The following is a 14,148-nucleotide window of genomic DNA, read 5'->3' as shown; positions in this document are numbered from 1 at the left end:
TAAGGAAAAATCATGTCACAAGTAAGCATGCGCGAAATGTTGCAGGCTGGTGTTCACTTTGGTCACCAGACCCGTTATTGGAATCCTAAAATGGCACCGTACATCTTCGGTGCTCGTAACAAAATTCATATCATTAATCTTGAGCACAGCGTTCCTGCAATGAACCGTGCCCTCGATGCTATGGCTAAAATGGCCGCAAACAAGAACAAGATTCTGTTTGTTGGTACCAAGCGCGCCGCCGGTAAAATTATTGGCGAGCAAGCCGCACGTGCCGGTATGCCGTTTGTTAGCCATCGTTGGTTGGGCGGTATGCTGACCAACTACAAAACGATTCGTCAATCTGTGCGTCGTCTGCGTGAGTTAGAAGCTCAAAGCCAAGATGGTACCTTTGACAAATTGACTAAGAAAGAAGCGCTGATGCGCCGTCGTGACATGGAAAAGCTTGAGCGTTCCATTGGCGGTATTAAGGATATGGCTGGCTTGCCAGATGCGTTGTTTGTTATTGACGTAGACCACGAGCGCATTGCGATTCAAGAAGCGAATAAGCTGGGCATTCCAGTATTTGGCATTGTTGATACCAACAGCAACCCCGATGGCGTTGACTATGTTATTCCCGGTAACGACGATGCAATTCGTGCTATTAAGCTTTACGTCACTGCGATTGCCGACACGTTGGTGGGTGCGGTTGAAAACGAAGTGCCCGTTAAAGATGAGTTTGTAGAAGTGGCTGCCGAAGGCGAAGAAAACGCCGCCGAGTAAGGTATTTTTAACAGGTAGTCTGCGAAAGGGGGCCAGGCCCCCTTTTTTAGATACCTATTGAGCAGGCCCAGTGGTTTGGGTCAGGTTAAAGCCCAATATATAGAGGATTTAGAGATGGCTGTATCAGCAGCGATGGTTAAAGAACTGCGCGACCGCACAGGTCTGGGCATGATGGAGTGTAAAAAAGCACTGAACGATGCTGGTGGCGATATCGAGCTGGCAATCGAAGAGATGCGCAAATCTAGCGGCATGAAAGCGGCTAAAAAAGCAGGTCGTACTGCGGCGGATGGCGTGGTTGCCGCTAAAGTAGCTGAAGATGGTAGCTTCGGCGTTATTGTTGAAGTGAACAGCGAAACTGACTTTGTTGCTCGGGATGAAGGCTTTTTGGCGTTTGTTAACTTGGTGCTGGAAAAAGCATTTGCTTCAAAGCAAGAAGATGTTGCTGCGCTGATGGATGGCGAATTGGAGCAGGCTCGTGAAGCACTGGTTCAAAAAATTGGCGAAAATATCTCTGTACGTCGTTCGCAAGTGCTGGCTGTTGAGGGTGGCGTAGTTGATAGCTATGTTCATTCCAATAATCGCATTGCTGTGTTGGTGGCCTTGAAAGGCGGTGACGCTGAGTTGGCTCGCGATGTGTCCATGCACGTTGCAGCGGTCAACCCTCAGGTTGCCAAGCCTGACGATATGCCCGCTGAGCTGATTGAGAAGGAGCGTGAGATTTTTACGGTTCAAGCTCAAGAGAGTGGTAAGCCTGCTGAAATCATCGAAAAAATGATTGATGGTCGTATTCGCAAGTTCCTTTCTGAGAATGCACTGGTTGATCAAGCTTTTGTGAAAGACCCTGAAGTGACGGTCGGTAAATTGCTGAAAAACAACAGCGCCGACATTCAATCCTTCCTGCGCTTTGAAGTTGGTGAAGGTATTGAAAAAGAAGAAGTGGATTTTGCTGCCGAGGTAGCGGCCCAGCTAAAGGGCTAAGCCACTTGAAAAACTGGGGCCTTCGGGCCCCTTTTTGTATGTGCGGCAAAAACGCAGTGGAATCCTTGGCATTATCGCCGTTTAGATTTGACGCGATTTCGATGAAATTCCTGTTAGAATACGGCGTTTTTTGCCGATAGCACTTTTTGGGTGCCGGTAATGCTGGGGCGCTGCTGAAATATTTGGGCTGGCGTTGTATTGGATGTTGGTTCACGTGGGGTTCTGCAAGGCATGTCTAGCCAAAGTCGCGACAAAAAATACAAACGAATTTTGCTGAAGTTAAGCGGCGAAGCACTGATGGGAAAGCAGGGGTTTGGTATTGACCCTAAAGTCCTTGACCGCATGGCGCTGGAAGTGGGGCAGCTAGTCGGGATTGGTGTTCAGGTCGGCTTGGTTGTTGGCGGTGGCAATCTCTTTCGTGGCGCAGCACTGCAGACAGCTGGGCTTGACCGGGTAACCGGTGACCATATGGGGATGCTGGCGACGGTAATGAATGCGCTGGCTTTACGTGACGCGCTTGAACGCAGCAATATTAAATCTTCTGTCATGTCGGCGATACCGATGAGCGGCGTGGTTGATCATTATGATCGTCGAAAGGCGATTCGCGCGTTGTCTCGGGGTGAAGTGGTGATTTTTGCTGCCGGTACCGGCAACCCTTTCTTTACCACCGATTCAGCGGCTTGCCTCCGGGGTATTGAGGTTGAGGCTGATCTGGTGCTTAAGGCTACCAAGGTTGATGGCGTGTACAGCGCTGACCCTATGGTAGATGCCAGTGCTGAAAAATACGCGTTTTTGACCTACGACGAAGTGTTGGATAAAAAGCTTGAAGTGATGGACCTGACCGCTATTTGTCTGTGCCGGGACCACAGTATGCCGTTGCGAGTGTTTGCAATGGAGCAGCAGGGTGCACTTTTGAATATAGTTGTTGGTGGCAGCGAAGGCACGCTAGTGGCCACCACCGACTACGAGGAGAAATAAGGTGATTGACGAATTTAAGCAAGATGCGAAAGAGCGCATGGAAAAAGCAATTGACGCGCTGGGCAGCAATTTCAACAAAATCCGTACGGGTCGTGCGCACCCCAGCTTGCTCGATGGTATTCGTGTGAATTACTACGGCTCTGAAACGCCACTGGGCCAGCTGGCTAACATTGGTGTTGAAGATGCGCGAACATTGACGGTAACACCGTGGGAAAAAAATATTGTTCCCGATGTGGAAAAAGCCATTATGAAGTCAGATTTGGGTTTAAACCCATCGTCGGCGGGTACGGTAATTCGTATCCCTATGCCTGCACTGACGGAAGAGACGCGCAAAGGTTATATCAAGCAAGCTAAGCAAGAGGCGGAAAGTGCAAGGGTCTCAATTCGTAGTGCCCGTAGAGATGTGCTTGCCGACATTAAAGATTTGCTAAAAGAAAAAGAAATTAGCGAAGATGAAGAGCGTCGCGCCCAGGATGATATTCAAAAAATTACCGATAAATATATTGGTGAAGTTGATAAGGCGTTGACGGCAAAAGAAGCCGATTTGATGGAAATTTAAGTCGGCTTTAGCTGCGACTGACTAAAAGGCTGTATTACGCATGCGGAATCCCGCTAGCCCGCTGGTGCCTAGGCATGTTGCTATCATTATGGATGGCAACAATCGCTGGGCGAAAAAACGAGGTTTGAACGCCGCCGCAGGCCATCGTGCCGGAGTTGAGGTGATTCGTAGCCTGCTGAAACACACCAAAAGTCGGGGCATCGAGGTCGTCACCTTATTCGCCTTTTCAAGTGAGAATTGGCAACGCCCCACTTTGGAAGTACAAGCACTTATGCGCTTGTTTTCCAGCTATCTGGATAGTGAGACCAAGCAACTCCATGCGGATGGTGTGCGGGTTCGGTTTATTGGCAACCGCGAGCAGTTTTCTGCAGGTTTGCGCAAGCAAATGGATTATAGCGAGCAGCTTACCCGCTTTAATAAAGAAACAACGCTGGTGATTGCGGTCGATTACGGCGGCCAATGGGATATCGTTCAGGCTGCGAAAGGGCTGGCTACGCAAGTTGAGCAGGGTGCGCTGTCGGTTGACGATATTGATGTTGAATTATTTGACCGGTTTGTCGCGCTAACGGAGCTACCCCGTCCCGATTTGTGTATCCGTACTGCTGGCGAGCAACGTATTAGTAATTTTCTATTGTGGCAGCTTGCGTATAGTGAGCTGTATTTTGCTGAATGTCTGTGGCCCGATTTTGATGAGGCCGAAATGGACAGGGCTATAGAGGCCTTTGCGGCAAGAGATCGTCGCTACGGTGGTAGAGATGGAGACGAAGATGCCTCCCATCAACATTAGGGCCGAACATGCTTAAACAAAGAGTGATAACCGCCGTATTGATTGTTGTTGCGTTGTTTGCTGCGTTGGCATTTTTATCGGCGAGTTGGCTGGCGGCGGTGTTTGCGGTACTGATTTTAATGGCGGCATGGGAATGGTCTGACATGAGTGGCTTTGAAAGTCGCCTGGGCCGTGGTCTTTTTGTTGCTGGGTGTTTTACGGTCATGCTGGCGCTGGCCTTAAATGTGGCGCTGTTTTCCGATGTGAACCCGCTAAAGGTTCGTGATGTGATGGTCGCTGCATGTGCTTGGTGGGCTATTGCGTTGCTTTGGGTTAAAGCTTACCCCGCAAGCGCCGGGCTTTGGGGTTCTAAAACCATGCGGGCATTTATTGGCCTGTTGGTATTGGCACCAGGTTGGTTGTCGGTTAGTTATCTGCGGTTTCTCGAAGGCGGAGTGTGGTTAATATTACTGGTCATTGCCCTGGTGGCGGCAGCAGATATTGGCGCGTATTTTGTCGGTCGGGCTTGGGGTAAAGCCAAGCTTGCGCCTTCCGTCAGCCCCGGCAAGTCCTGGGCTGGGTTTTGGGGCGGGCTAGGTTCGGCAATGTTGTTGATGACCGTGTTGTTTGTGATTTTTGGCGAAGCGATGCCTGCGGGTTTCTTGTCGATGTTGGTGTTGGCAGGTTTTACTGCGCTCGCGTCTGTTTTAGGTGACTTGTTAGAAAGTATGGTTAAGCGTCACCGGGGAATTAAAGACAGTGGCCAGTTGTTGCCGGGACATGGCGGCCTGATGGACCGAATCGATAGTTTGACTGCAGCTATTCCCGTCTTTACGTTGGGCCTGTTGTCGGTGGGGGCAGCTTAGTGCAGCGTGTAACGGTACTGGGTTCAACCGGCTCAATAGGCCATAGCACCCTGGATGTTTTATCGCGTCACCCAGAGACCTTTGAGGTGTTTGCGCTGACGGCTAATCGTAGCGATAAACAACTGTTTGAACAGGTGAAAACCCATCGTCCTCGTTACGCTGTGCTCCGAGATGAGAGTCTGGTACCGGCTTTTGCGAAGCGTTTAAAGCAAGAAGGCTTGCCTACTGAGGTGCTGGCTGGCGAAGCTGGGTTACTTGAGGTGGCCGCCAGTGCGGATGTTGTCATGGCGGCCATTGTGGGTTCTGCCGGGCTGATGCCAACCTTGGCGGCGGTGGAAGCGGGACGCAAAGTCTTGCTCGCCAATAAAGAGTCGCTGGTGATGGCGGGTGGCCTGTTTATGGAGGCGGTGGCCCGCAGTGGCGCTCAATTATTGCCGATAGACAGTGAACACAACGCCATTTTTCAGTGTTTGCCAGCAGTGGGTCGCGACGGCCTGGTGCCATTAGGCGTGCGCCGGGTGTTGTTAACGGGGTCCGGGGGGCCGTTTCGCACCCGTGCTTTAGATGAATTAAATAGCGTTACTCCTGATGAGGCTTGTGCCCATCCCAATTGGTCGATGGGTCGAAAGATATCGGTAGATTCGGCCACCATGATGAATAAGGGCTTGGAGCTGATAGAGGCTTGTTGGCTTTTCCACACGCCACCCGAGAGCATAGAGGTGGTTGTTCACCCCCAGAGCGTGATCCACTCTATGGTGGAGTATGTCGATGGCTCAGTGTTGGCGCAGCTGGGTAACCCTGATATGCGAACCCCTATCGCCCATGCCTTAGCGTGGCCTGAGCGTATTGTCTCAGGCGTGGCACCGTTAGATATTATTGCCCAGGGCCGTTTGGATTTTGAGGCGCCCGACGAGACGCGTTTCCCGTGTTTGCGTTTGGCTAGGGAAGCAGCGGAAACCGGGGGCAGTGCCAGTGCGGTACTAAATGCAGCCAATGAAGTGGCCGTTGCAGCATTTTTAGAAAAACGCCTGTCTTATGTCGATATTCCAAAGGTTATCGATGCCATAATGAACCGCGTATCCATTATTGAACCGCTGTCCCTGGAGGATGTCCAAGACGCCGATGCGCAGGCGCGTCGTCTTGCAGAGGAAGTGGTTGCCCGTCGTTCGACGGCGTGAGGGCGAGAAGATGCTAGAAGTCTTACAAACAATACTTGTTACTGTGGCGACCTTGGCGATTTTGGTTGCTATTCACGAGTTTGGACATTTTTGGGTGGCTCGGCGTTGCGGCATTAAGGTGCTGCGTTTTTCTGTGGGCTTTGGCAAGCCGTTATTAAAATGGACTGATCGCAGTGGTACTGAATATGTGCTCGCCGGTATCCCCTTGGGTGGTTACGTCAAAATGCTGGACGAACGCGAAGGTCCGGTAGCTGATCATGAGCTAGACCAGGCTTTTAGCCGAGCGTCACCTGCTAAGCGTATTGCTATTGCCGCAGCGGGGCCTGTGGCAAACCTTATTCTCGCGGTGTTGGTATATTGGGCGGTGTTTCTTAATGGTGTGAATGGCGTTGCCCCCATTATTGATACGGTCGTTCCCGGCTCGTTGGCTGAGCAAGCGGGTTTGCAGACCGGACAAGAAATTGTTGCCGTTGATGGCGAAGAAACCCCAACCTGGGAAGCGCTGCAAATGCAGTTGCTCGAGCGTATCGGTGAACAAGGTAAGCTGGCATTCGCTGTTAAGCCGAAAGGCAGTGACAATGTGCAGCACACCGAGGTTCAGCTTGAGCGCTGGATGAGTGATGTCGATGAGCCTAACCCGCTGAAAGAGCTTGGGGTGCAGCTGTATGTGCCCAAGGTCGAAGCGCAAGTGGATGAGGTGGTTGCTGGCGGCGCAGCTGAGCGGGCGGGAATGCAAAGCGGTGATTTGGTTGTCAGTGTCGATGGCCAGCCGATGGCAGATTGGGCTGAGTGGGTAGACTTAGTTAGAAGTAGCCCCGGAGTCGAGATGATTTTACTTGTAGAGCGGGGAGATGCGCTTGTCTCTCTGCGCTTTACACCAGATAGAAAGTTAGATGAAGAGGGCAAGGCTTTTGGTTTTGCTGGAGTGAGCGCAGTCATGCCAGAGTGGCCTGAATCCATGCGCAGAACGGTGGATTATGGCATTTTTAGCGGATTTTCAGCTGCGGTAGCTAAAACCTACAAGATGAGTGCCTTCACTTTAGAGTCCATAAAAAAAATGATCACTGGGCTTCTTTCTCCGAAAAACTTGAGTGGCCCGATAACCATTGCTAAAGTGGCCAGCTCTTCGGCCCAGTACGGGGTTTTCGCGTGGTTGAGCTTTTTGGCTTTATTGAGTGTTAGCTTAGCGGTTTTAAACCTGTTACCAGTGCCGGTTCTCGATGGTGGTCACATCGTTTATGCGCTGATTGAGTGGGGCAGTGGTAAGCCCGTGACTGAGAAAGTGCAGGCCCTAGCCAATCAAGTAGGTTTGCTGTTAGTGGTTTGCTTGATGGTATTTGCTTTATATAACGACGTATTGCGCCTTTGATTTTTGGCGCACAGCGTATTCGAATTTGAATAAGTGGCACCCGGGATGATGTTTTCTTGGGGCCCTAAGCCTTGGTTTTTTGTTTTTGATGAAACGCATTGTTGCTCTTAGTTCTCTTTTGCTGTCGCTAAGTTTTGGCGCTATGGCCCAAAACTCCGTGGTGATTTCGGACATTCGTGTAGAAGGCTTGCAACGAATCTCTGCTGATACCGTGTTCTCGGCAATGCCGATCAGTGTCGGCGATTCGGCGTCATCGGCATCGATGGCCAATGCCACCCGGGCACTATTTCGCACGGGCAATTTCGATGACATTCGTATTGGTATCGATGGCGACGTTTTGGTGGTCGGTGTTGAAGAACGGCCAGCCATTAGCGAAATTACGATTGAAGGCAACAAGGCACTAGAAACTGAGGCATTGTTAGACGGCCTGAAAGGGGCGGGCTTGTCGGAAGGGCAGGTCTTTAAGCGCGCGACACTGGACAATATGCGTTTAGAGTTAACGCGGCAATATGTGTCTCAGGGCCGCTACGATGCGAGTATTGAGACTGATGTTGTGGCTCAGCCTCGTAACCGAGTGTCCTTGTCTATCAATATTGATGAAGGCAACAATGCCAAAATCAAACATATCAATATTGTCGGTAACACTGTCTATGACGACGATACACTTTTAGACGAGTTTGAGTTGAAATACGGCGGTTTGTTTAGCTGGTTTAGCAGTGCGGATAAATATTCCAGAGAGAAGTTAAGAGGCGACCTGGAAAAACTGGACTCTTACTACTTGGACCGGGGTTACCTGAAGTTTAACGCTGACTCCGTGCAGGTGGCGATTAGCCCTAATCGAAAGAGCGTTTATATTACGGTTAATGTCATTGAAGGTGAGAAGTACGAAATCAGTGGTACAGAGCTCTCTGGTGATTTGGTATTGCCTGAAGATGATCTTGAGCGCTTTGTTTTAGTGAAAAAAGGCCAGGTATTTTCCCAGGCATTGGTCACCAGCACAGAAGAATTCCTTACCAAGCGATTAGGTAACGAAGGGTATAATTTTGCCAAGGTTCGCGGCATTCCAGAAGTGAATGAAGAAGATAACTCGGTATTAATAAAGTTTTTTATTGATCCGGGTAAGCGCACCTATGTTCGCCGCATTCAATTTAAAGGCAACTCCAAAACATCTGATCAAGTATTGCGACGGGAAATGCGCCAAATGGAGGCTGCGCCAGCGTCTTCCGATAAAATTGAGCGCTCTCGTATTCGCCTGGAGCGGCTAGGCTTTTTCAAAGGTGCAGAGGTGAAAACGAATGAGGTTGCCGGCACCGACGACATGATCGACTTGGTGTATGAGGTTGAAGAGCAAAGCTCTGGTAGCCTCGGTGCCAGTGTGGGCTTCTCTCAGGATAGCGGCTTGTTGTTGAGCGCTAATATTCAGCAGAACAACTTCTTTGGTAGCGGTAAACAGGTTGGCTTTGGTGTTTCACAAAGTGCATATCAAAAAAGTGCCAGCTTTAATTATTTAAACCCGTATTACACAGAAGATGGTGTTTCACGTGGTTTTACCATGTACTTCCGATCAACGGACCTGGAAGAAATTAACGTTGCCAGTTACACCAGTGACACTTACGGTGCCACCGTTAACTTTGGCTACCCCTTGTCTGAAATTGAGCGGATTAATTTTGACCTTGGTGTCAGTCGTACTGAGATCGATGCAGGCGCGACCGCGGTAAAAGAAATTATTACCAGCCCGCGGTTATTGGACGATATTAATTTCTACATTGAGTCTGCCCAGAATGACGATGGTACCTACAGTGGTCCGGAAACCCTGACGCCGATAGAGAACCTTGATCCAAACGCCCTTAGTCCACCTGAAGAAGAAGGCTTTCTGGATAAGTTCGGCAGTGAGTTCGATAACTTTACAACGGGTGTTTCCTATCGTCGCTCGACCTTGAATAGAGGTATTTTTGCGACCCGGGGTTCTTCGCAAACCGTCGGTTTGTCGGTGGCTGTACCCGGTTCGGACCTGGAGTTTTTCAAGCTGAATTATGAAGGGCAGATTTATTTTCCCATTACCAATAGTTGGACCTTGCGGTTTAAAACCCAGTTAGGTTATGGCGATGGTTATGGGGAGCTGGATCAACTGCCTTTCTTTGAAAATTTCTATGCCGGTGGTTTTGGCTCGGTCCGCGGTTATCGCAGTAACACCTTAGGACCACGCAGTAGCCCGGCAGATATTTATAACTTTAGGCGTGCGGTTGTCGCCTTGGATGCCTCAAACAATGCGGCTACCTTCTCTGATGATGCTGGCTATGTGTTAGACCCGACCACCAATAAACTAGTGGTTGTAGGTACTCGCCGGGATACGGATCCGTTTGGTGGTAACGTTTTGGTGGAAGGCTCGATTGAGTTGCTGTTTCCCTTACCCTTTGTCAAAGATCAGCGTTCAGTACGAAGCGGCTTGTTTTTTGACGCGGGTAATGTGTTTAGCACTAGTTGTGGTATAGCTCAGATTAATTGCTCAGAACCTGATTTGGGGCAGTTGCGTTATTCAGCAGGGATAGGGGTGACATGGTTGTCAGGCTTTGGCCCTCTTACCTTTAGTTTGGGCCGGGCACTTAATGACGAGAAAGAGGATGAAACTGAAATCTTCCAGTTCTCTCTTGGACGTACTTTTTAATTCTCAACACTATATAAAAGCAGGAGTTTACAATGAAGTTTCTTAGAGTTGCAGTAGTCATGTTGATGGCCACGTTTGCTGCTAATGTGATGGCCGAAGGCCGCATTGCGGTATTGGATTTGGAAGCCGCAGTGATGAATACCGATTTGGCGAAAGGCCGAATTAATGCATTGCGGAACCAGTCAGACTTTCAAAATAATGTGAAAGAACTAGAAGGCATTAAAAAAGAGTTTGAAAAGTTGGTTCAACAGTTTCAAAAAGACATGGATATTTTGAGCAACGAGCAAAAAATTACCCGGAAGAACAAAATTGATGCCAAGCGTGGTGATGCTGAGCATATTGCTAAGAAGCTAGAGGCAGCTCAGAAGCAAGAAATGCAGTCAATCATGCAGGAAGTTGGTCCTACTCTGCAGAAAATTTTGCCGCAGATCATCAAAGACGAAAATATTGGCTTGTTGTTACCACGTCAGTCTGTAATGCATGTCGAGAGCGATTTTGACATCACGGCGAAAGTGGCAGATAAGCTTAATCAGTCCAAATAATGCCCGGGCCCACTTATAGCGTGGCAGAACTTGCTGCCACTCTTGATCTTCCTTTTCGTGGGCAAGGCGATGAGCTTCTCACCGGTTTGGCGCCCTTGGCGTCAGCCGGTAAAGGGGAGCTTAGTTTTCTTTCCAGTGTTAAGTTTAAATCCAGTTTAGAGCAGAGTGCTGCCTCTGCAGTGATTGTGCATCCTGATATGGCAGATTTGTGTCCCACAAATGTGCTGCTGTCTACTAATCCTTATCTCAGTTACGCCCGCGTTAGTGCGTTGTTTGATGCTTGGCAGCGACCTCGATTAGGTATTCATCCTAGTGCGGTAGTGGCCTCTGATCAGGTACATCCATCGGCGTCGGTTGGGGCGAACTGTGTGATAGAGGCCGGCGCTGAAATCGCGGAAGGTTGCGTTATTGGTCCGGGCACGGTTATTGGGGAGAATGTACGGTTAGGTCGCAATTGCTTGCTACATGCCAATGTTACTGTGTATCACAGCGTCAGCATGGGCGATGACTGTGTCATCCATTCTGGCACCGTTATTGGTGCTGATGGATTTGGTTTTGCTCCCAGTGATGAAGGCTGGATAAAAATTCACCAGCTTGGCAGCGTTAAAATTGGAAAACGGGTAGAGATAGGGGCGAACTCCACCATTGATAGAGGAGCGCTAAGCGATACCATCATTGGCAATGGCGTGATTCTAGATGATCAGACAATGATTGCTCACAACGTTGAAATTGGTGATAACACTGCAATGGCCGGATGTTGCCAAGTGGCTGGCAGTACCAAGATTGGTAAAAATTGCACTTTTGCAGGGAATGTTGGGGTGATTGGTCACGTAGAAATAGCGGATAATGTACAGATTACTGCTCGCAGCTTGGTCTCCAAATCGATTGATAAACCGGGCTCTTATTCCGGTGGCGTCATTGCTATGGCATCAAATTTGTGGCGGAAAAATTTTGCTCGCTTTAGCAAGCTGGACGAGCTGCATCGCCGGGTCGTGGGTTTAGAAAAGCAATTAAAAAACAAAGAAGGAAAAAATTGAGCCATGGTGATGGATGTCAATGAAGTTAAAGAATATTTGCCCCAGCGTTATCCTTTTTTGCTGGTAGATAAAGTCATCGAATTGAATTTGGGGGAATCTGTTGTCGCGGTAAAAAATGTGACGGGAAACGAACCACATTTTAATGGCCACTTCCCCAGCCTACCGATTATGCCAGGGGTGTTGATTATCGAAGCCATGGCTCAGGCTGCGGGTATTTTGGGCTTTAAAACGCTAGACAAAAAACCTTCTGACGGTTCTATTTATATGTTTGCAGGCGTCGATAATGCGCGCTTCAAACGCCAAGTTGTGCCGGGTGATCAGTTAATATTAAAAGCGCAGTATGTCTCCGATAAGCGGGGCTTATGGAAGTTTGAATGTCAGGCCTATGTAGAAGACCAGCTGGCCTGTTCTGCGACTATTCTTTGTATTGATCGGAAGCGCTAATCGTGGCGGGAAGTATTCACCCCAGTGCAGAAATTGACCCCCGGTCGATTATTGACCCGGAAGCAATTATTGGTGCCAATTGCAAAATAGGTCCTTGGACGATTGTTGGTCCTCAGGTTGAGCTTGGTGAGGGCTGCGATATCCGTTCTCACGTTGTGCTTAAAGGCCCTAGCCGGATAGGCACAAACAATACCATTTATCAATTTTCCAGTGTCGGTGAAGATACACCAGACTTAAAATACAACGGCGAGCCCACTGAGCTAATCGTTGGTGATAACAATATCATTCGCGAATGCGTCACGATTCATCGCGGCACGATTCAGGATCAGGGTAAAACCATTGTTGGCAGTCATAATTTGATTATGGCCTATGTGCATATTGGCCATGATTCAATAGTGGGTGACCATTGCATTCTAGTGAATAATACGGCTTTGGCAGGTCATGTCGTGGTGGGGGACTGGGCAATTCTGAGCGGCTATACCTTGGTGCATCAGTTCTGCCAAGTGGGAGCCCATAGCTTTACAGGTTATGGCTCAGGTATTAGTAAAGATGTGCCTGCTTACGTGACGGTGAGCGGCTCCCCAGCCGAAGCGAAAACCATTAATGCTGAAGGTCTTCGGCGTCGAGGTTTCTCGTCGGAAGCTATTACTGCCATTCGCAAGGCCTATAAAATTATTTACCGTCAAGGTCTTACTGTGGCCGAGGCGGTGGAAAAATTGAAGCCTCTTGTGGATGAGTTTTCTGAAGTAGATTTATTGTTAAAATCGCTAACAGAGTCTACCCGCGGTATTACGCGATAGTTTTTTTGCCCCGTAGCACCACAACCTCCAGGTACTTAATACTATTATGGCTGCACTGCGTATCGGCATTATCGCCGGAGAGGCATCGGGAGATATTCTGGGTGCCGACTTAGTTAAGTCGATCCGCGCCAGAATACCCGATGCTCAGTTTGAAGGGGTGGGTGGTCCACTGATGATCGAGCAGGGGTTTCACAGCCTTTGCGAGATGGACCGTTTGGCGGTAATGGGGCTAGTTGAACCCTTAAAACGGTTGCCTGAATTATTGCGCCTTCGGCGCTTGGTTAAATCACATCTGCTAAATTGGCAGCCCGATGTGGTTATTGGCATAGACTCTCCTGACTTTAATCTTAATATCGAAAAATTCCTTCGCCAGCGGGGCATAAAGACGATTCATTATGTGAGTCCGTCGGTGTGGGCATGGCGTCAAGGTAGAATAAAAACCATCGCTCAAGCGGTGGATCATATGTTGACGCTATTCCCCTTTGAGGAAGCCTTTTATCAAGAGCACGGTGTGCCAGTGAGTTGTGTTGGCCATCCTCTTGCCGACCAGATTCCAATGGAAGATCAGCAGGTCGCCGCCAGAGCTGAACTGGATTTGTCTGCAGCGCAGCAGGTGGTTGCTATTCTTCCCGGCAGTCGCAGTGGTGAAGTGGCACAATTGATGGTGCCGTTTTTAGGCGCTGCTGAATGGTTGCGGCGATCTCACCCCGGCATTGAGTTTTTGATTCCCGCCGCTAACCCTGAGCGAAAAGCTCAAATTTTAGAGATTGTGGCAAGCCAGTCAAAAGATTTGCCTGTCAGAGTGATACTCGGCCGCTCTCGGACGGTGATGGCTGCGGCCGACGCGGTATTAATGGCGTCGGGTACGACTAGCCTGGAAGCACTGCTGCTGCAGCGGCCGATGGTGGTGGCGTATCGCTTTGGTAAGTGGTCTTACAAAATTATTTCCCGAATGATAAAAACGCCACATTTTTCACTGCCAAATTTACTGGCCCAGCGAGCGTTGGTGCCTGAGCTACGACAAGATGAAGTCTGCCCGGAAGTCATTGGCCCTTTGATATTGGAGCAGCTGGATAATGCCAATCATCGAGAGGCATTGCTTGTTGAGTTTAGGGCAATTCACCAAGGCCTTGCCCGCAAGGCCAGTGATAGAGCGGCGGAGGTTGTTTTAAGGTTGGCTGGGGTGGCCGAGGTCACGGATGCCTGA

The 14,148-nt window shown here is 49.4% G+C and carries 14 protein-coding genes; all 14 read left to right on the top strand.

Features of this window, described 5'->3' with window-relative positions; genetic code table 11:
- Positions 1-12: 12 nt before the first annotated feature.
- The 14 genes from rpsB (at position 13) to lpxB (ending at position 14,148) form a co-directional block, all read left to right on the top strand.
- On the top strand, positions 13-759 hold the full coding sequence (gene rpsB / locus IMCC21906_RS13005) for a 30S ribosomal protein S2 (protein WP_047012524.1): 747 nt from the start codon (positions 13-15) through the stop codon (positions 757-759).
- 114 nt (positions 760-873) lie between these two features.
- Complete coding sequence (gene tsf / locus IMCC21906_RS13000; protein WP_047012523.1) at positions 874-1,737, top strand: translation elongation factor Ts; 864 nt, start codon at positions 874-876, stop codon at positions 1,735-1,737.
- Positions 1,738-1,968: 231 nt separating this feature from the next.
- Entirely contained in the window at positions 1,969-2,715 is a 747-nt protein-coding gene (pyrH, locus tag IMCC21906_RS12995; protein ID WP_047013416.1) for a UMP kinase, read from the top strand.
- A 37-nt stretch (positions 2,716-2,752) separates the two neighbouring features.
- A complete protein-coding gene (frr, locus tag IMCC21906_RS12990; RefSeq protein WP_369795842.1) occupies positions 2,753-3,274 on the top strand; it encodes a ribosome recycling factor in 522 nt (173 codons plus the stop codon).
- 40 nt (positions 3,275-3,314) lie between these two features.
- Positions 3,315-4,061 carry a polyprenyl diphosphate synthase gene (gene uppS, locus IMCC21906_RS12985; RefSeq protein WP_082117478.1) on the top strand — a complete coding sequence of 249 codons (747 nt, stop codon included), beginning with the start codon at positions 3,315-3,317 and terminating at the stop codon, positions 4,059-4,061.
- A gap of 8 nt (positions 4,062-4,069) precedes the next feature.
- Complete coding sequence (locus IMCC21906_RS12980) at positions 4,070-4,906, top strand: phosphatidate cytidylyltransferase (RefSeq protein WP_047012520.1); 837 nt, start codon at positions 4,070-4,072, stop codon at positions 4,904-4,906.
- Positions 4,906-6,084, top strand: coding sequence for a 1-deoxy-D-xylulose-5-phosphate reductoisomerase (gene ispC / locus IMCC21906_RS12975; protein WP_047012519.1), 1,179 nt, complete (start codon positions 4,906-4,908; stop codon positions 6,082-6,084). Before IMCC21906_RS12980 ends, ispC begins: the two co-directional genes overlap by 1 nt.
- A gap of 10 nt (positions 6,085-6,094) precedes the next feature.
- Positions 6,095-7,453 (top strand): RIP metalloprotease RseP, encoded by a 1,359-nt coding sequence (rseP, locus tag IMCC21906_RS12970; protein ID WP_047012518.1) that lies wholly within the window; start codon positions 6,095-6,097, stop codon positions 7,451-7,453.
- Positions 7,454-7,541: 88 nt separating this feature from the next.
- Complete coding sequence (bamA, locus tag IMCC21906_RS12965; protein ID WP_047012517.1) at positions 7,542-10,118, top strand: outer membrane protein assembly factor BamA; 2,577 nt, start codon at positions 7,542-7,544, stop codon at positions 10,116-10,118.
- Positions 10,119-10,150: 32 nt separating this feature from the next.
- On the top strand, positions 10,151-10,660 hold the full coding sequence (locus IMCC21906_RS12960; protein WP_047012516.1) for an OmpH family outer membrane protein: 510 nt from the start codon (positions 10,151-10,153) through the stop codon (positions 10,658-10,660).
- Positions 10,660-11,697 (top strand): UDP-3-O-(3-hydroxymyristoyl)glucosamine N-acyltransferase, encoded by a 1,038-nt coding sequence (gene lpxD, locus IMCC21906_RS12955; protein ID WP_047012515.1) that lies wholly within the window; start codon positions 10,660-10,662, stop codon positions 11,695-11,697. The genes IMCC21906_RS12960 and lpxD overlap by 1 nt, the downstream gene beginning before the upstream one ends.
- A gap of 6 nt (positions 11,698-11,703) precedes the next feature.
- On the top strand, positions 11,704-12,141 hold the full coding sequence (fabZ, locus tag IMCC21906_RS12950; RefSeq protein ID WP_047013415.1) for a 3-hydroxyacyl-ACP dehydratase FabZ: 438 nt from the start codon (positions 11,704-11,706) through the stop codon (positions 12,139-12,141).
- A 32-nt stretch (positions 12,142-12,173) separates the two neighbouring features.
- Positions 12,174-12,941: an acyl-ACP--UDP-N-acetylglucosamine O-acyltransferase gene (gene lpxA, locus IMCC21906_RS12945; RefSeq protein ID WP_369795841.1), complete on the top strand. Its 768-nt coding sequence runs from the start codon at positions 12,174-12,176 to the stop codon at positions 12,939-12,941.
- 46 nt (positions 12,942-12,987) lie between these two features.
- A complete protein-coding gene (gene lpxB, locus IMCC21906_RS12940) occupies positions 12,988-14,148 on the top strand; it encodes a lipid-A-disaccharide synthase (protein WP_047012514.1) in 1,161 nt (386 codons plus the stop codon).

This window comes from Spongiibacter sp. IMCC21906 (assembly GCF_001010805.1).
Lineage (GTDB): Bacteria > Pseudomonadota > Gammaproteobacteria > Pseudomonadales > Spongiibacteraceae > Spongiibacter.
This window is presented reverse-complemented; position numbering and strand designations above follow the sequence as displayed.